The sequence below is a fragment of the Anabaena sp. EIM26 genome (assembly GCF_057568715.1).
This window is the reverse complement of record NZ_CM172472.1, coordinates 3,195,458-3,213,944: the sequence shown is the minus strand read 5'-3', so window position 1 is coordinate 3,213,944 and position 18,487 is coordinate 3,195,458. Positions and strand designations below refer to the sequence as shown.

Below are 18,487 nucleotides of genomic sequence, written 5' to 3'. Positions count from 1 at the left end.
ATAAGTTGTTTTCTTGCTGGAGATTTATAAATTATGTTCAAAAATATGGCGATGGATGCACTAGGTTTGAGTGATATTGGTGCTGTGATCAAACCGGAAGATTATAACAAAGTTGATAGTGATGACTATGTGATCCATGAAGAAGGTGAAAAAATCTATTTTTTGATCAAGTCAAAAACTGATGAATACTGTTTTACTAATCTAGCTTTAATTCATCTGGATGGAACTTCTGCGGTCAGTAAAAAACGTTTGCTCAAACGTTTTAGCTATAGTCAACACATTATTAAAGATGTGAGGTTAGAAACCGCAGGAACAATAGATATGGATATTGAAATCAAGTTAACAATGGGTGAACAATCCTATTCTATTGATGTGGCTAAAAGTTATATTGCGCCCTTAAAAGATTTGTACAAAGCTTTACTGAAAATTGCTTCAATTCAACGTAAAAATGCCCTTTATCATCAATATGCTCAAACTAGTTTAAATACAGCAGCGACCACAGTTAGTCGTTCTACAACTACATCTACTTCAGAAGAGCAATTTAAGGCAATTAACTGGTATGCTTTTAATTGGTTAAAGTATGCCCATGAAACTTATGTGCGTAAGGATTTTGGTGAGATTTTTGAGAAGTTTATTAACAATTAATTGGTAGTTGTATATACTCAAAAAGGCTTAATCATTTGATTCTATAGGTAGGGGTAAAGCAAAAGCTCATTGGTGTCAACTTAACGTGAAAGCCTTATAAAATATAATCAGTTTCACCCTTTCTCGTTCCCATACTCTGTATGGAAATGAATTCTAGAAGGCTCTACCTTCTATGAAAACAGAGGCAGAGCCTCTGTAATAGCATTCCCAGTCGGAGACTGGGAACGAGATATCATCAAGATTTGAGCTTAAGTTGACACTATTAAGTAATGCGCTTTACCTCTACATATCTGAGTTTTTCGTGATTTTGCAAAAGTCTATTTCCCAAACGTGTTTAGTTGAGGATCTAATAATACATAGAGGGTGGGGAAAACCCGCCCCTACGGGATTGGCTATAAAAGCTAATGTAATTGAGGAGTTGTTAAATATTCTTCAAATCAACTCAAATTATAAATTAGAATTTTTGTTTTTTATCATGTAAAATACTTTATGCAAACTGACCCCAAACCATCAACACTTTATATTGTCGGTACGCCCATTGGCAATTTAGAAGATATCACTTTTCGGGCGGTGCGAATTTTGCAAACGGTGGATTTAATTGCGGCAGAAGATACACGCCACACGGGGAAATTATTGCAACATTTTCAGGTAAAAACGCCCCAAATGAGTTACCATGAACATAATCAAAATAGTCGGATTCCTGAGTTATTAGAGCATTTGACTAATGGTAAAGCGATCGCACTAGTGAGTGATGCAGGAATGCCGGGAATATCTGATCCTGGTTATGAATTGGTAAAAGCTTGTATTGACGCGGGAATTACAGTTGTGCCTATTCCCGGTGCTAGTGCGGCAATTACGGCTTTAAGTGCAGCAGGATTACCAACAGACAGATTTGTTTTTGAAGGCTTTTTACCAGCTAAGAGTCAGCAACGACGACAACAGTTAGAATATTTGCAAGCTGAACCCCGGACTTTGATTTTCTACGAGTCACCTCACCGCTTACGGGATAGTTTACAAGATTTAGCTACAGTTTTGGGGAGCGATCGCACTATTGTTATAGCACGAGAGCTAACTAAATTATACGAAGAATTTTGGCGGGGGACAATTGGCGATGCGATCGCACATTACACCCAAAAAGAACCCCAAGGTGAATATACCCTCTTAGTTGCCGGCACACCACCAAGTCAACCCCAACTCACAGAAACAGAACTCAAAGCCGAATTATTACAGATTATGAAACAAGGCGTATCGCGATCGCAAGCCAGCCGACAATTAGCTAAAGATACAGCAGTATCCCGTCGTCAACTCTATCAACTAGCCTTAGCTATAGACATCACTTCTGAATCGGAAACAAATTTGGAATAACGGGAAAATCAGAGAGAAAGACATAATACAAATTAGTATTCTTTGGACTAAATGGCTTTGCTAAGTTTGAGGCTAATATTACAATGGAAATTATTGATAAATTGAGGATAGACTGAGCATGACCCAGGTGGTTTTAGGAGAAAACGAAGGAATAGATTCAGCCCTCCGTCGGTTTAAACGCCAAGTCTCCAAAGCTGGTATATTAGCCGATGTAAAGTATCATAAGCACTTTGAAACTCCCCAAGAAAAACGCAAACGTAAAGCAGTCTCAGCTAGACGCAAACGTCGTTTTTAAACATTCTTTTTAAACATTCATTCAATTATTTGGCTTGGTAATGGTGTGATAGCAGGTGACAAAAAGTTTACCTATTACCCATTGCCAATTACCAATTACCAGCCTAAATCTAGATAACTAGCCACCTGGGTTAATCTCAAAAGTTCGGCTATTACAACGATTCATAGCCTTTTCTACACCTTGTTTAAAGCTGAGTTCCACACACTCAACCACAAACTCCAGCACGAGAGACATCAATTTATTTTCCGCAGCCGAAAACCGCCCCAACACATGAGAGACAGTCTCAGAATTATCATCAGCGGCACCTTTAGGTTTACCAATACCAATTCGTAACCGGGGAAAATTTTGGCTACTTAAATGTGAAATAGTACTTTTCATCCCATTGTGTCCACCAGCAGAACCAGACAAACGCAGACGAGTTTTTCCCAAAGGTAAATCCATATCATCATAAATTACCAGAACCGACTCAGGCGGTAATTTATACCAACTTGTTACCGCTTGAATAGACTGTCCTGAGCGATTCATATAAGTTAGAGGTTTCAGCAGACGAACTTTACCACCACCAGGTGCGATACCTTCACCAAAATTTCCCTGAAACTTACGATTTTCCGCCAGTGGAATTTGCCAAGCACGCGCTAAAACATCCACAGCCGCAAAGCCAATATTATGGCGAGTTTGGTCATATTTAGGCTCTGGATTCCCCAAACCGACAATTAGCTGGGGAATTACCAAAGCAGGTTGCTTCTCAACTTCTGTCATTTTTGCTATGCAGTATTTTCCTAGCTGCTGGGAGAGGAACCAGCATTTTCTGGCTGTGGTGCAGCAGCTTCAATGTGTTTTGTTTCCAATTCAGCAGTTGTTTTCACAACTTGTTCCAACTGTTCAGCTTCCCGTTTGAACTCGTTTTGAAATTCATTAGAAGCTTCTTGGAAACTACGAATTGTTTTACCCACACTCCGACCAATTTCAGGTAGCTTCTTGGGGCCAAAGATTAACAGCGCCACTACCATAATTAGAGCCATTTCTGGTAGACCAATACCAAATATATTCATTTCAACCTGCCACAAAACCTGACATTACATCTGTAGTTTAATCAATAGTTAGGATTAATTGAGCCGTCATCCAAATTTTGGATTTTAGATTTTGGATTTCGGGTTGATTCCACGGATTTATCCGGGGGCTTGTAGCATCAAGAAATTATTGGTCATACTTAAACAAATAAGCACCTACGAAATATAAGACACCCGGACGAGCCGGGTGGACGCTAACTTGTTATCCAAGTCTGAGGGCTGTATAGCAGTTAACCGCCTAAACTCCGCCAATCAACAAGTACATCCTGAATCAACAGTGACTTATTGTAAACTTGCAGGATAATTAGCAGAAATACGAAAAATAAACCCATAAAAACAGCCATTAAAGGTGTCGTACCCCAACCTGGAGCCACCTTACCATACTCAGCATTTAAGGGTCTGAGGATATCTCCCAACCTAGTCCGTTGTGCCATAGTTCACCTAAGATCAGTTGCCAAAGCTTTATTAATTTTCTTATTGCTGCCCATTGTAAAGTTCTGCAATATTTCAGCAGGATTTTCACCTTACAACTGGGGCTATTCTGACTATGACGATAATACCACTATGAGGGTAGGGTCGTTTACCTGAGTTCGGGCAATACTTTGATTGTATTTGCGTTAATTTTTGTAATATTCTATAACATAGTTCTCATAATATATGCCTAACCTTATGGACTTAGAACCTGGTTTAGTTATTGGTATTTCTGTCGGTGTAGCACTACTGGTAATTACTGGTATGGCAATTTACACCTCATTTGGGCCTCCTAGCACTCAGTTAGATGATCCTTTTGATGACCACGAAGATTAGAAACGTGATTGATTTGACTTTATGGTGGGCAATGCCCACCCTCATGGTTAAAATTTTTATTGTCTGAATCAGGATTTACAAGATTTACAGGATGTTAGTTGGTATCGTAATTTTCCTTGTCTGAATCAGGATTTACAGGATTTAAGGATTTACAGGATGTTGGTTGAAAATATGATTTTTTCAATCCTGATTCAGACAGCAACTCATATCACGTCCGGTAAAATGCTTGTCATTCTGATAGCACAGCGTGGCGTTAGCCATAAGCTGCACTACGTTCCGCTCAGTATGACACATATATTTTATTGTAAGTGATTAGGCGGACATGATATCAGCCTATGTTTTTGGTTTAATTGCAAAAGTAGCAATTTTCCAAGGTGCAATTTTATCAACTTCTTGATTTATCGGGTTTTCTAATAAATCAACGGCTTCTCCTAATGTGAATAAATCACTTTCTAGAGATAAATTCCCTGTTTTTCCGTGACATTCATAAAAGCGCATTATGAATTTTTGCGGATTATCTTTACTGGGTTTCAAAGCCATTAAAATTAAATTCTCATCTGATAAATTGAGAAAACTTTGGTTTTGAGAAAAGTTCAATGCAGATTGTTGATTTTCTGGATTGACTAAAACTTGTAATGGAATATTCAACTCATAACCGTGTTTGACTGTATCTGCTTGTTCCCAACTTTCAAGATGAGGGTATAAAGTGTAAGTAAATTCATGTGTTCCTCTATCAGCTTTTGGATCTGGCCAGTTGGAACTTCTCAGAAGTGTAAGACGGAGTTGATTGCTTTTAGCATCGTATCCATATTTACAATCATTTAATAAACTCACACCGTATTTATCTGTAGATGAATTTGTGGTTAAATCTGCCCAACGTAAAGCCGGAACTTCCCATTTTGCTTTTTCTGCGGGGGTTTGGGGATTTGTAGAACGACGAATTGCACCGCAGGGGATTTCATAAGTGGCAAAATCGGCTTCGAGGTTAAGAGGAAAAGCTGTTTTAACTAATACTTGATTTTCTTGCCAATTTACAATATTAGAAATTTTCAGCAGTGGTGCAGCGACTTGGAGAATGTAATCTTGACAAAATTCCGATGTTCCGAGTTGACGAACTACGCGCAGACGTTGTTGTATTTCTCCATTTTCTAGCCATTGAATAGATTTGAGTTGGGTTGGGGGTAAAGGATGTTCGCTATAATTGGGGTCAATGTTCCAAGCGTCCCAATATTGGCCACTGTCTTGAAAGGCTTGGAGTTGATTTCCTGCACCACTGAGAAATTCACGGTTTTGGATTTTGTCAAATACACTTGTTAAATCTCCTGTTTCCGAGTTGACCTCAACGCGCAGATATTGATTTTCTAATATCCATTCGGGGTTATGGGGTGGTGAGGTGGGAAAATGGGGAGAGGGGGAAAGCCAATAGATGCTATATCCTACAGATGGGACAGTAGCGAGAAATAATAAAGAGTTTTCACTTTCTTGGGACGGAAGTTGGTTTCCGTCAATGTCGTAAATTTTCCATGATGGGTTATGATTACCCTCAGAATAGAATTCTGGATTTATATCATTTAGATTAGAATTACCCTCAGAATAGAATTCTGGGGCTATACAATCAAAGTCCACCTGCGTGGACTGGGATGATGTTAAAATCGTTGCGGGTAAGGTAACGCTGACGACCTCGGAACGTTGCCAGTTGAGAGAATTAAAAATTATGATGGGTATGCTATTAGGTTGTGGTGGTTGTGATAAATTGATGTGAGATGCGATCGCTCTCAAAGATTGATCTAAGATCTTTTTTCCCACCTGTTCCACCTGTTGCCATTCCGGTAAAGCATCCTCATAGACTTGAGTAATAGAAGAACCGGGTAAAATATCGTGAAACTGATTAAATAAAACTTGCTTCCAAGCAGTTTCTATTTCTGCTTGAGGATATGTCACCCCACAGACAACATTTGCTAAAGTTGCAAATAACTCAGCTTCATATAAAAGATTTTCAGATTTGCGATTCCAGCGTTTTTGGTCTGCGTGGGTAGTATAACATCCGCGATGAAATTCCAAATAAAGCTCATCTTCCCAAATCGGTAAATTTTGACTTTGGGATTTTATTAATTGCAGATATTTTTCCGCAGTTGTAAATTCTAATTTCGGGAAAACAGGAGAATCTTGCCAACGTCTGGCTATTTCCAACATATCACGAGTTGGCCCACCACCATGATCACCAACACCAGGAAGCCAAAGAGAATCATGTAAACCCGTTTGAGATTCCCATTCACAGGCATATTGAGTCATCTTAACAGGATCAATAGTTTGGCCAATCAGCGCAGACATAAAACTAAATATTTGACTACCATCAAGCGATCGCCACCAAAAAGCGCCATAATCAAACTTAGTAGTATCATTCCAGCGTAATTTCTGAGTCACAAAATACTCAATTCCCGCATTTGTGAAAAATTGAGGTAACGTCGCACAGAAACCAAAAGTATCAGGAACCCAAACCACAGGAGAAACTTTCCCGAACTTCTCCTGAAAATAACGCTGTCCATATAACAACTGACGGACAATAGACTCACCAGAAATCAGATTCAAATCTGGTTCCACCCAAAACCCACCTAAAACTTCCCACTTCCCCGTCTTAACTTGGTTTTGAATCTTCTCAAATAAATCAGGACGATGTTCCTCAACCCAAGCATACAAAGCCGGAGTAGTGTGACAGAAAACCAACTCAGGAAAATCAGCCTGTAAACTTAAAGCCGACTCAAAAGTATTTACCGCAGCATTCCAAGTTTCAGAAACAGGCCATAACCATGCTAAATCTAAATGAGCATGACCCAACAGGTGGATTTTAGATTTTAGATTTTGGATTTTGGATTGAATTAAAGACTCACGAAGATTAAAAAGAACACTTTCCCACTCTTCCTCTGTGTCCTCTGTGCCTTCGCGGTTCAATACCTCTTCAACCGCTTCAACCAAAGCAGATAACTTATCAGGTGATAACTGCTGCAAAAATATTTGAACAACGGCCAACTCATCAGCCAGAAAGCCCGGATCTAGCCTATCATAACCTAAAGACTCGTAAACGAAGAGCGATCGCACCAAAGCCCCATCAGAATGTCCCGGACTCACCAAGCGCAAAGCAATCAAAAACTCATCTCCAGTTTTTACCCCTTGACTTAAAAGCACTCTAGGTGAACAATCAAACAAATCACCAGCCAATACCAACTTACCATTAACATAAATCTCTGCCGCATCAGCCCACCAAACCAAAGCCAACCGCAAAGACAAACCCGCTAAATCATAACCCTGTAAATCTTGGGGAACAACCAGCTTTTGCACCAACCACAGCACCTGCTTCCCCCCAGTCCAAGCAACATGGGCTTTATCATTTAGCTGTACAGGTTCCCAAACAGACAAATCTGAATTCATCACCTCGTCAATTCCCCAGTCAACCTGCTGATAAAACCAACAGGACTGGATATTAACTTGACAGCAAGCGCGTAACTTTGCGATCGCTTCTGATATAGATTTAGTATCGAATGGATAAACAGGAAGAGTCATATTTCGCTAAGATGATGGCACTGACTGACGATAACTAACAGTTTTGTGGGAGTCTCAAAACTTAATCACACTCACACTAACAAATCTCTACCATGTCTTCTGGTTCCTCAGGTCGTTATCAAAGTAAACTATTTAACTTTTTCAACCAGCAATCTCAGCGGTTGACACAGCAGTGGGAAAACTCCTTCCGCAATTTGCAAGTTGCTACCAAATGGAGTGTAGAAGCCCTACTTTACCCACTTTATCAACTGTTTCAGCCAGATGAACTAGCAGGAAAAAGGCTACAACCACAAACTCCTCCGCCTGTTGATGCACCCATTCAGCACGTACTAGAGTTAGTTCAAAATCTACCATCTGCCGCAGCTTCTAATACACAAAATATACAAAATGTCAACCAATTGAAATTATTGGGTGATAGCTTGCGGGAAACAGCTACACGTTTTGGTTTGTGGAAAGCTGTTAAAAATCAGCCTGAATCTAATATTACTAAATCTCTATCACCAGAAAACACACTCCAGAAGCATATACCAAAAGTCCTAGGAATTGCGGTAAATTTGGAAAATCGTAATTTGGTACTTATTAGCAACGATAACAAAATTCTCGATGTTTTGACAATTCAACAACAGACAAAAATCACAGATAAAATTAATAGCGAAATCGCTGAATATAGTTATTCCTTAATATTAGCTGAAGATAAAAGAGAACAAGAACTACTACCAGAAATTGACCGCTTATTAACAAAGTTAACTGGTCAAAATAACTCAGATATCACGAATTTATCTGAAAACAATATTGTAGTAAATCTTCCAGCTTATCCTGGTAAACTTCTAGCATTACTAGATAACGTTATCGCCAAGTTGGAAATTACATCTTTAGCACCTGTAAAACAACGTAGTCAGGAAATTATTCAAAGTGCTAAAAACCAACTTGACATATTTATCTATGGTAGAGAACAGCTAGAAGCCAGAGAAAATAATTCATTTAATGCTAATGATTTGGAAAATCAAACTCCGAATATTCCAGCCTTAATTGAAGCGGCAATAAATTACTTCTTTGGTGGTAGAAACATCCACCAAATTGATAATCAAGCAAATGCAGAAAAACCACCGATTCAACCTGCAAAACAGGTTAACCAAAATCATCAATTACCGCAATCTGATTTAATAAGAGATGCTTGGTTGAATTATGGTGATTTATTTGGTGATGTAGAAATAAATGCTGATGATGTAAATTCTGATTTAACTGCTAATTCATTTACCGAAGATACTCAGCTAGACTTTTTACCAAAATCAAAAAAAGGTGTATTTAGAAATAAAAAATCATCAAAAGTAGGTGCTAATCCCCAAGTTGAGACTGATAAAAAAAATCAACGTCAAATTCAACCAGATTGGATAGAAACCACCGCCACATTTTTAGGATACGAAATACATCCCTTAGAGCAAATTTTAGCATGGTTAGATCATGTCATGCTGTGGCTAGAAATGATATTTATGAATATGATTTATTTCTTTAAAGGGTTATTACAGGTAAGGTGAAAATGTCTGAATCAGGATTTACAGGATTTAAGGATTAGCAGGATTTTAAGATGAGAATTCTTATTTGGTGTTTTGATTATTGGATTTTTTGTCTGAATCAGGATTTACAGGATTTAAGGATTAGCAGGATTAAGATTTCTATTTGATGTTTTAATTTTTGTCTGAATCAGGATTTACAGGATTTAAGGATTAGCAGGATTAAAGATGAGGATTCTTATTTGATGTTTGGATTTTTGAAAAACCGTTAATATCTCGACCTTATGAAGATAAAAAAAATCAAAGCGAAAACTTCAATAAAAACTCTGCGTCACTTTGCGTTTACCTCAGCGAACCTCTGCGTTTAAAAGTAAAATTTCCAATCGTTTTTAGCATATTCCCTGTCACCTTCTTCTCAAGCAACACAAATTCCATATTGGGGTAGCAAATCGTGAATAACATAAAATTGATGTGCTTGTAAAGCATCATGAAATAATTTCCAATTGCTGACAAGAAAACTAGGATGATAGGGAAAAATTTCATTATCTTTATCAACAGGGCTTTCAGTTCCCAAAGCGAGGTATTTCCAGGAACTTTGACCTTTGGGGATATAGTCAATAATTGCTGCACCAAAACTAAATTTACCTTGTGCGATCGCATCTAGCCATTTTTGATGACGTACATGACCCTTAATATCCTGAATATTCTCAAACATAAAAGCAATTAAACTTTTATCAGCTTCTGGTAATCCTGGAACAACAGCATCAGGATCACCTTTTAAATAACGCTGCATAGCCTTACACATATGATCAGCAGCTTCCAGAAAATCTTCAGGATTGTTACGTCTAATTTTCTCACCCCTACCGTTGATATAACCCCAACGTAAAAACGGCTTATCAGGATGACTCAAAACCGCACCATGTCCCAAAGGTAAAGCCTCACTGACAAAATAATTCTTCAATCTATCCATCAAATTCCGATCAGGTTGATCATTTTCATCAAGTAATTTTTTCGCTTCATTGACTCGATGATTAACACCAGCAAAACCTTGATGCGCCCAGGTATCAACATAAACGTGCATAGTAATACCCAGACGATGTAAACCATAAGCACTTTCACGGCGTTGAATACATTCCCGCACCATTTGCTGCGCGACATCACTATTAGGACGACAAATCAACTTTTCAATAAACTTCCCTTCAGGATCTTCACCTGCTGGTTTGCCGCCATTTCCAGGTAAAAAATGAAAAGGAATCCAAACATGATGAATTGCTAACGCCTTAAAATTGCGATAATCTAGCATTTTGTGTGCAGAACTGATGCGAGTAAACATCGCACCATTATCGAATCGGATTAAACCGCTATTGATAGCATCATCTACATATTGAGCGCAGTAAGCGACAATACCAGCATCTTCATGGTCAAAACCCGCTAGTCGCGCTACTACGTAGGTGACACCATGATGAAAGTCTATTTGCATCTTGAGTCAGTTGTGAGGGAATTTACGTATAGACTATAACAATTTGGGCGCTGTTGCGTAATTTTTTACCTGATAGCGGTTCTCAAACTGCGACATCTGTTTGCTAAACTCTAGTAATCACAGTTCAGTAATTGTTCATGACTGAGGAAGAACTACTACAAGCGATCGAACAAGCAGCAAGAGATGGTGTAACAGAACTTGACCTCAAAAGCAATCAACTCAGCAGTCTGCCAGGGGAAATAGGACAACTCACCAACCTCCAATCCCTCGACCTCAGAAGCAATCAACTCAGCAGTCTGCCAGGGGAAATAGGACAACTCACCAACCTCCAATCCCTCGACCTCAGAAGCAATCAACTCAGCAGTCTGCCAGGGGAAATAGGACAACTCACCAACCTCCAATCCCTCGACCTCAGTGGCAATCAACTCAGCAGTCTGCCAGGGGAAATAGGACAACTTACCAACCTCCAATCCCTCGACCTCAGAAGCAATCAACTCAGCAGTCTGCCAGGGGAAATAGGACAACTTACCAACCTCCAATCCCTCGACCTCAGAAGCAATCAACTCAGCAGTCTGCCAGGGGAAATAGGACAACTCACCAACCTCCAATCCCTCGACCTCAGTGGCAATCAACTCAGCAGTCTGCCAGGGGAAATAGGACAACTTACAAACTTGAATCAGCTTGAACTTGAAGGCAGCCAATTAAGAATACTTCCACCAGAAATAAGAAACAAAAAAGCACAAGTAATTCTTAATTTTTATAGGCAACAGCTAGAACAAACAGTAGAAAATTTATATGAAGCAAAACTCTTGATTATCGGTGAAGGAGGTGCGGGTAAAACCTCTTTGGCAAAAAAAATTGAAGATGAAAACTACGAACTCCAATCAGATGAAAAATCAACTGAAGGCATTGATGTCATTCAGTGGAAATTCAAACTAGATAATGGTCAAGAATTTCGTGTTAATATCTGGGATTTTGGTGGACAAGAAATCTATCACCAAACTCACCAATTTTTTCTGACTAAACGTTCTCTATATGCCTTGGTCGCAGATTCCCGTAAAAACAATACCGATTTTTATTATTGGCTGAAAGTCGTTGAAATGCTATGTGACAATAGCCCAGTTATCATTATTAAAAATGAAAAGCAAGACCGTCAATGCGAAATCAATGAACGCCAATTGCGAGGAGAATTTCTAAATCTCAAACAAGTTTTACCAACTAACTTAGCCACTAATCGCGGTTTAACAGAAATTAAAGATGCTATTCAGCAATACATCAAGACACTTCCCCATGTTGGTACACTTCTACCAAAAATCTGGGTGAAAATCCGTTCTGAATTAGAAAACGACTCACGCAACTATATTAGTCTTGAAGAATACTACAACCTTTGCAAACTCAATGGGTTAACTAAACGTGAAGATATGAAGCTGCTAAGTCGCTATTTGCACGACCTTGGTGTTTGCTTACATTTCCAAGATGATCCTACACTAAAACATTATGTAATCCTTAAACCAGAATGGGGAACTACAGCAGTTTACAAAGTGCTGGACAATAAAAACGTTATTAAGAATTTAGGATGTTTTACCCAACATAATCTGGCAGAAATTTGGAAAGATATCGAATATACCGACATGAGAGATGAACTGCTGCAATTGATGATGCGGTTTAAACTTTGTTACCCAATTCCTAATTGTGATGGTAAATATATTGCACCCCAACTACTCGACATCAACCAACCTGAATACACATGGGATAAATCCAATAATTTAATTTTACGCTACAAATACGAATTCATGCCCAAAGGTATTATCACTCGCTTCATTGTCGAAACACACCCTTGGATTGAACAACAAAAACAAGTTTGGAGAAGCGGCGTTATTCTCAATAAAGACCAAACTCGTGCTGAAGTGATTGAAAACTATAATCAAAGAGAAATTAAAATCCGTGTAGCCGGAAATCGCAAGAAAGACTTGCTGAACGTTATCACATATGAACTCGACAAAATACACCGTTCTTTTGAGCGTTTGAAATATGATACTCTTGTTCCTTGTAACTGCAAAGAATGTAAAGGAAGTCAAACACCTCATGTTTATCCTCTAGAATCATTACGTAAGCGTTTGAATGCTGATCGCTATCAGATTGAGTGCGAAAATAGTTTTGAAATGGTTGATGTTCGTAGTTTAATTGATAATTCTAATGTTATAGATAAAGAAGAAAATAATATCAATAATATCATAGTAGATGTATTAGAAGAATATATTGAAAACCAGCGAAACGAAGTCGTAATAAAATCTGACCAAAATAAAAATATTTGGCAACGATTAGCAGATTTATTATAGTGAGATTAATCATAATTATAACTAAATCATTAGCTTATATAATACAATATATGTTTAATAAATTGATGAACTTGATTAAATTTAATTCAAAGCAAAGCAATAACTGTACAGGATGTTATGTTATTTTTCCTAAAACAGAGGAAGAGTTTAGTAATAATATAACAACTTACATTTATGAAAATTTTAAAATAAGCTGTCATAACTATAGTTACAAAGAATTAACTAAAGATGAACTAAACAACATTAATGATAAATTACAAAAGCCTTGTATTTTTATACTAGGATATTTAGAGGAATTAAAACCTGAAAACTACTATAAATTAGGTTTAGCCCATGCTTATAAAAGCTATGTAATATTGATAGATTACAAAAATATTCACAAATCTTACAGTAAAATACCTTCATATATAAAATGGGATTTTATTATAGATTATGAAAATGAAGATGGCAAGTTATTTCTTCAAAAGCTTAAAAAACGAATTAAAGCACTATTGTCTGATGATAATATATTTGAACTAATGTATTTACAAGCTATTGAAATTTGTGAACAAATTGAAAGGAAAAGAAATTGTCGAATATACAAGATTGAAAAAGAAGAATTTTTTAGCAAGTTAACTAATGAAGATGTAAAATCATATCTCAATGACGAGAAAATGTCTTATTATAATTTATTGCATAAAATTGCTCCTGATCTAGAAGAATATCTTTCAAATCTGATGAGTGATCATGAAAATTCATCAACACAGGAAGAAAAACGAAAAAATTTATTTCCAAGTGAACTTGACAACAAAAAAAAAGAACCATTTAATGTAATTAATATTCACTTAGATCAAAAGAGTAATGTTCAAGTTGACAACAAAGTACAGAATAAAAATATGAATAACAGTAATGATTCCAGCCGTAAAATTGAAATTGGTAGTGTTGGTAGAGATTTTAATGCCAGTGGACAAGCTTTGAATTTAGGTGAAATCAGTGGTACGGTAACAAATACTATTAATGAATTACCATCCGCACCCGAACCAGAGAAACCGGGAATTAAGGAAATTTTGACACAACTGCAAACAGCAATTGAAGCTGATACTGAATTAACAGCAAAAGATAAAGAAAAGGCACTCAAACAAGTCAAAGCTTTAGCAGAAGCTGCACAAAATCCTCAAGAAAAACAAGATTTAGCCGATACTGCAATTACTATGTCAATACTGTAGCCAAATTACGAGGGTTCAACGGCTGTAGAAGCATTGTGAATACGACCAAGAGAGGTAAGCTTGGCAAAAATCTGGGATAATAAAATAGGCTCAGGCTGTTGCGGAAGCATTTTTAATATTTCCCGAACATATCGAAAACCCCGACAATAAGCCTGAAGATCAACAATGCCAGCACCGGGATTATCTTCACGAAACTGAGCTAGAAGATAATGAGACAAATTGACCATAAAAAAAGAAAGATTAACAGCATTAGTCACAGCAGTTTGACCTCTGTTCATAAAATCTTCCAATCCCCAAAACTGTTTGGCATCTCGGAAATTAAATTCGATTTGGAAGCGCAACTTATAGTAGTCAATTATTTTTTCAGATGATAAAGTTAAGTCACTAGAAAACAGAATTACGTGACTGCGAGCATTAGTTTTGAGATTGGTTTTCACCAAAATAACTACATTCAGTGGTTGGCCAAATTCTTTGTGCAGTAGAGTAGCTTGATAAGTATCAGTTTTAATATCTTCTTCAAGACTACTTTGACGCAAATATGCCCCAGGAATATTACGCCAGTCCAACTTCTCTCCGTATTTACGACGGGAACGATGATTAGGGTCAGGATTGTGGTAAGGTATATATAATGCCGAATCGTGACGTAACTTGGAAATTATGTGTAACTTTACCTGCCTAGCCATCTGCAAAGCATTATTGTTCCCAAAGTGACCATCTACGACCAAGTAAGTGAGGGGAATAAAGTTAGCTATTAACTTAAATAGCTCATTAATCATCTTCTTAATTCTTAGCAATTCAGGTGTAAAAGTCACCTCCTTTTTATTTTTGTTTTTACTTCCTTTTGGTCGTCCCCGTCCACGTTTTTCTTGAGGTTTTACTTCTGGACTTGGCGAGACACTACTTTTTTCTACATCGCTTTTTATTACCTGTTCTATCTGAATCGGAAATGAGTGTCTTTGTTGAACACTTACTAATGATAATGTAAAGAAAGATAGTCCCAATATTGGTTTACTTATTAGACTGGAAAAGAACCTATCTAATCCATAGGTTTTTTTCCCGGCTTTGCTTATTACTACTTCGTCTCCTGCCAACAAATAAACATCATTTGGGCAGAACAAATGCCGCCGAAAAAACACCCAGAACACCGTTGTCCACGGTATGACTGTACGAAAAAATCTGATTACCGTCCGATAACTACCACCACTAAGCGTCCAACGCGATATTCCCAACATTGTGACTCGCCCGCTCATGGCTAACATGGCCGTGATGATCTGGCTTAACTGCCGCATCGTCGTCACTTTTATTTCTGGTAGTAGGCATTGCAACAGTGCTAGTATGTCAAACATGGGCTGTATGTGGCTTTCGAGTTGTCGTTGTGGAAGACTATAACTCTACTACATCAGCCCTCTTTTTATACTCCTTTTTTGGCTACAGTATTGCTATGTTAAAAGGAGTTCTTAGCAGCTTACCAACTGCGACAAAATTGGTTGAGGAATGTAGTAAGCTTTTACCAATAATTTCTACTTTTCTGGGTTTAGGGTAAAATGCTGTTAGGATGGGAGGTAGAACCTCCGGGAGAGCATTCCCAGTCAGAGACTGGGAACGAGGAACCATCAAAGGATTTTTAGAAGCAGAATAAATTCTCTCTGTGCCTCTGCGTCTCTGCGTCTCTGCGTGAGAAAAAATCTTCTTACCACAACATCCGATTTAGAAAATGCCGGAACAACTTTATCCCCGTTGGTTCTTGATAATTTGTAGGTAACAAAGCCTGAATCGCCTTTTCCAAAGCTTCCAAAGCAGTATCTATTTCCTGACGCTTCGGCCTTGTAGTTGGGGGAAAATATAAAGGTTCACCCACCCGAATTGTTAACTCTTTTCTCAAAAACAAATCATGAGTGCCAATTAATGCAATCGGTATAATTGGTAATCCAGCCCGCAAAGCATAAATTACAGTCCCGCGTTTGAAAGGATGCAAATGACCCTCAGCAGTTCCCAGTCTTCCTTCAGGAAAAAGAATCAACCCATCTCCACGATTAAAAATTGCCGCAACAATCCGATCTATGCGGCGTAACGTCTGGATATCTCCACCGGGGTTGACATTTTCTTGAATGGCTGTAGCTAATTCCTTCACCTCCTCCTGTCCAGCTTTCGCCGCAGCCATGACAGCGAGTTCTTCACCCCAAATTCGCTCTAAAGGAATTACACCACCTGCAAAACCCAAAATAAAGCGTTTCCACCATTTGTTGTAGAGAGTGCGGGCATCGCCGAGAATGTAATAATGGGGTTGGGTGGGAATTTCTGCAAGTAATACTAAAGGGTCGATGTGGTGAAGATGGTTAGCCGCTAAGATAGCTGGTGTGGGCGGAATATTTTCAATGTTTTCGACTCTGATAGAAAAAAGAGCATGAATGAGCGATCGCACCACCCAACGTCTGATATGAGCATTAACTCGTGGTTCCCTATATTCCTGACTAATAGCAGATAACTGATTGAGAGTAGTTTCTATAGTATGACGAATAGAGCGATCGCACGCCGCAGCCACACCTTCCCTTACCCGCTTGATAGTTGCATCAGTCAAAGGCGGTAAAGTTTCTGATTCTGGTTGATGATTTGATCTCAATTCCCCATCAACTTGGACTTCAGGAGAAGATTCGCTCGAAGAACTATTCATGAACAAATCATATACTTGATCGTTTACTCTAAAACACTCCCCTGTCAGAAGTCTACATATTATATTTCTCTTTTGTCGTAAGCATTCAGCTATCACCAGTCAGCTTTTTAACGTTTACATAAAAGATCGCTATTCGCCCATCTACCGATTTATCAAACATTCTGACCCCTGACCCCTGACCCCTGACTCCTGACTCCTGACTCCTGACTCCTGACTCCTGACTCCTGAATTCTTACCTGTTGTCATATCCAAGACATAACAATATTTAAGCAAATCCGTCACAAAAACCCAAAATTTCTGTAATTACTCCCACAGTTAGAAGATATTTTCCCTACAATGTACGTTGATAGGCTAATAGCTTGCTGGGAAAGAACGTAAAAAAATAACCCTATGATTTACCACAGCGTAGGCACATTTAAAGGTGTTGGGGGACTTGACCTGTATTACCAAAGCTGGAATCCAGGGAATAAGGTACGGGCAATATTAGTACTGGTACATGGACTCGGAGGACACAGCGGACTTTACAAAAATGTAATTGAGCATTTGCTACCCCAGCAATATGCCATCTATGGCTTAGATTTACGTGGACATGGGCGCTCACCAGGCCAAAGAGGTTACATAAATACTTGGGCTGAGTTTCGTGATGACCTGCAAGCCTTCTTACAAATGATTCAGCAGCAGCAACCAGGATGCCCAATTTTCCTATTTGGTCATAGCATGGGCGGAATGATAGTTTTAGACTACACTCTGCACTATCCAGATACATCTGCATTGCAAGGTGTGATTGCCTTTGCACCAAGCATTGGAGAAGTGGGAGTATCACCTATTCGCATCCTGTTAGGAAAAATGCTCTCCCAGGTGTGGCCGCGTTTTTCCTTAAATACAGGACTAGACACAACTGCTGGTTCACGAAATGAGAAAGTTATCACTAACTACAATCAAGATAATTTGCGGCATACCCGCGCCACAGCCCGTTTTTCCACAGAATTCTTCGCTACAATTGCCTGGATTCATGCCCATGCTACCGAATGGCAAGTACCTCTATTAATTTTACATGGTGGTGCTGACAGAGTTGCTTTACCTAAAGGCAGTGAACTTTTCTACCAGCGAGTCACTTACCCAGATAAACTACGCATAGAGTATCCAGAAGCCTATCATGATTTACATTGTGACATTAATTATCGTCAAGTCTTAACTGATTTAAGTAATTGGATGGAACAGCATTTACCTGCTGAAATAGAGCGATTAGAGCCGGCAATGAGTAATGATTGATTGGTAATAATTAGTGTTCAATTGTTTAAAACTCTCCGAAAAAAAAGTAGCGTCGTTCCCGGAAAAATCATTTTTATCAACGAGTTCAGAAAACTAAACTTCCTACCCACAAAGGGAAGTTTAGTTTAAGAGAGCTAGAGTTAGCTTCAATGCCCTAGGTTGTGCCAATGGTCATAATTTTACCGTAACTTTACGGCTCTAAGTGTAACTTTATCGAAGCTTTAAAGATTGCTACAGTTATATAATTTACTCTAAATTTAAGTAGAAAA

Annotated in this window: 15 protein-coding genes and 1 pseudogene; 8 read left to right on the top strand and 8 right to left on the bottom strand. The window is 38.4% G+C overall.

Going from position 1 to position 18,487, the window contains the following annotated elements; translation table 11 throughout:
* Positions 1-33 precede the first annotated feature (33 nt).
* From AC012T_RS13980 to rpsU, 3 genes are all read left to right on the top strand, one after another.
* Positions 34-645: a PH domain-containing protein gene (locus tag AC012T_RS13980; protein ID WP_487059188.1), complete on the top strand. Its 612-nt coding sequence runs from the start codon at positions 34-36 to the stop codon at positions 643-645.
* A 489-nt stretch (positions 646-1,134) separates the two neighbouring features.
* Positions 1,135-2,010 carry a 16S rRNA (cytidine(1402)-2'-O)-methyltransferase gene (gene rsmI, locus AC012T_RS13975; RefSeq protein ID WP_487059187.1) on the top strand — a complete coding sequence of 292 codons (876 nt, stop codon included), beginning with the start codon at positions 1,135-1,137 and terminating at the stop codon, positions 2,008-2,010.
* Between the two features lie 118 nt (positions 2,011-2,128).
* Positions 2,129-2,305 (top strand): 30S ribosomal protein S21, encoded by a 177-nt coding sequence (gene rpsU, locus AC012T_RS13970; RefSeq protein WP_015214505.1) that lies wholly within the window; start codon positions 2,129-2,131, stop codon positions 2,303-2,305.
* Positions 2,306-2,422: 117 nt separating this feature from the next.
* On the opposite strand, the gene pth is transcribed toward rpsU, so the two are convergent.
* The 3 genes from pth to psbH form a co-directional block, all read right to left on the bottom strand.
* Positions 2,423-3,064, bottom strand: coding sequence for an aminoacyl-tRNA hydrolase (pth, locus tag AC012T_RS13965; protein WP_487059185.1), 642 nt, complete (start codon positions 3,062-3,064; stop codon positions 2,423-2,425).
* Between the two features lie 20 nt (positions 3,065-3,084).
* Positions 3,085-3,357 carry a TatA/E family twin arginine-targeting protein translocase gene (locus tag AC012T_RS13960; RefSeq protein WP_438889048.1) on the bottom strand — a complete coding sequence of 91 codons (273 nt, stop codon included), beginning with the start codon at positions 3,355-3,357 and terminating at the stop codon, positions 3,085-3,087.
* Positions 3,358-3,605: 248 nt separating this feature from the next.
* Positions 3,606-3,809 carry a photosystem II reaction center phosphoprotein PsbH gene (psbH, locus tag AC012T_RS13955; RefSeq protein WP_015214502.1) on the bottom strand — a complete coding sequence of 68 codons (204 nt, stop codon included), beginning with the start codon at positions 3,807-3,809 and terminating at the stop codon, positions 3,606-3,608.
* A gap of 235 nt (positions 3,810-4,044) precedes the next feature.
* Here psbH and psbN point away from each other — a divergent pair, with 235 nt between their 5' ends.
* Positions 4,045-4,182 (top strand): photosystem II reaction center protein PsbN, encoded by a 138-nt coding sequence (gene psbN / locus AC012T_RS13950; RefSeq protein ID WP_042464920.1) that lies wholly within the window; start codon positions 4,045-4,047, stop codon positions 4,180-4,182.
* Positions 4,183-4,515: 333 nt separating this feature from the next.
* Here the strand turns inward: psbN and AC012T_RS13945 are convergent, their stop codons facing one another.
* Complete coding sequence (locus AC012T_RS13945; RefSeq protein WP_487059183.1) at positions 4,516-7,740, bottom strand: alpha-mannosidase; 3,225 nt, start codon at positions 7,738-7,740, stop codon at positions 4,516-4,518.
* A gap of 92 nt (positions 7,741-7,832) precedes the next feature.
* Here AC012T_RS13945 and AC012T_RS13940 point away from each other — a divergent pair, with 92 nt between their 5' ends.
* Positions 7,833-9,275 (top strand): hypothetical protein, encoded by a 1,443-nt coding sequence (locus tag AC012T_RS13940; protein WP_487059181.1) that lies wholly within the window; start codon positions 7,833-7,835, stop codon positions 9,273-9,275.
* A gap of 391 nt (positions 9,276-9,666) precedes the next feature.
* Here the strand turns inward: AC012T_RS13940 and AC012T_RS13935 are convergent, their stop codons facing one another.
* Positions 9,667-10,731, bottom strand: coding sequence for a DUF6765 family protein (locus tag AC012T_RS13935; RefSeq protein ID WP_487059180.1), 1,065 nt, complete (start codon positions 10,729-10,731; stop codon positions 9,667-9,669).
* Positions 10,732-10,868: 137 nt separating this feature from the next.
* Here AC012T_RS13935 and AC012T_RS13930 point away from each other — a divergent pair, with 137 nt between their 5' ends.
* Together AC012T_RS13930 and AC012T_RS13925 are read left to right on the top strand one after the other, a co-directional pair.
* Entirely contained in the window at positions 10,869-13,070 is a 2,202-nt protein-coding gene (locus tag AC012T_RS13930; protein ID WP_487059179.1) for a COR domain-containing protein, read from the top strand.
* 839 nt (positions 13,071-13,909) lie between these two features.
* Positions 13,910-14,263: pseudogene (locus AC012T_RS13925) on the top strand (pentapeptide repeat-containing protein); the annotation flags it as partial.
* A gap of 17 nt (positions 14,264-14,280) precedes the next feature.
* Here AC012T_RS13925 and AC012T_RS13920 read toward each other — a convergent pair.
* The 3 genes from AC012T_RS13920 to AC012T_RS13910 all read right to left on the bottom strand — a co-directional run bounded on the left by AC012T_RS13920 (position 14,281) and on the right by AC012T_RS13910 (position 17,228).
* On the bottom strand, positions 14,281-15,621 hold the full coding sequence (locus AC012T_RS13920) for a transposase (RefSeq protein WP_487059178.1): 1,341 nt from the start codon (positions 15,619-15,621) through the stop codon (positions 14,281-14,283).
* A gap of 344 nt (positions 15,622-15,965) precedes the next feature.
* Positions 15,966-16,946 (bottom strand): lysophospholipid acyltransferase family protein, encoded by a 981-nt coding sequence (locus AC012T_RS13915; RefSeq protein ID WP_487059176.1) that lies wholly within the window; start codon positions 16,944-16,946, stop codon positions 15,966-15,968.
* 141 nt (positions 16,947-17,087) lie between these two features.
* A complete protein-coding gene (locus tag AC012T_RS13910; RefSeq protein ID WP_487059174.1) occupies positions 17,088-17,228 on the bottom strand; it encodes a hypothetical protein in 141 nt (46 codons plus the stop codon).
* 108 nt (positions 17,229-17,336) lie between these two features.
* Here AC012T_RS13910 and AC012T_RS13905 point away from each other — a divergent pair, with 108 nt between their 5' ends.
* Entirely contained in the window at positions 17,337-18,218 is an 882-nt protein-coding gene (locus AC012T_RS13905; protein ID WP_487059173.1) for a lysophospholipase, read from the top strand.
* Positions 18,219-18,487: the final 269 nt, after the last annotated feature.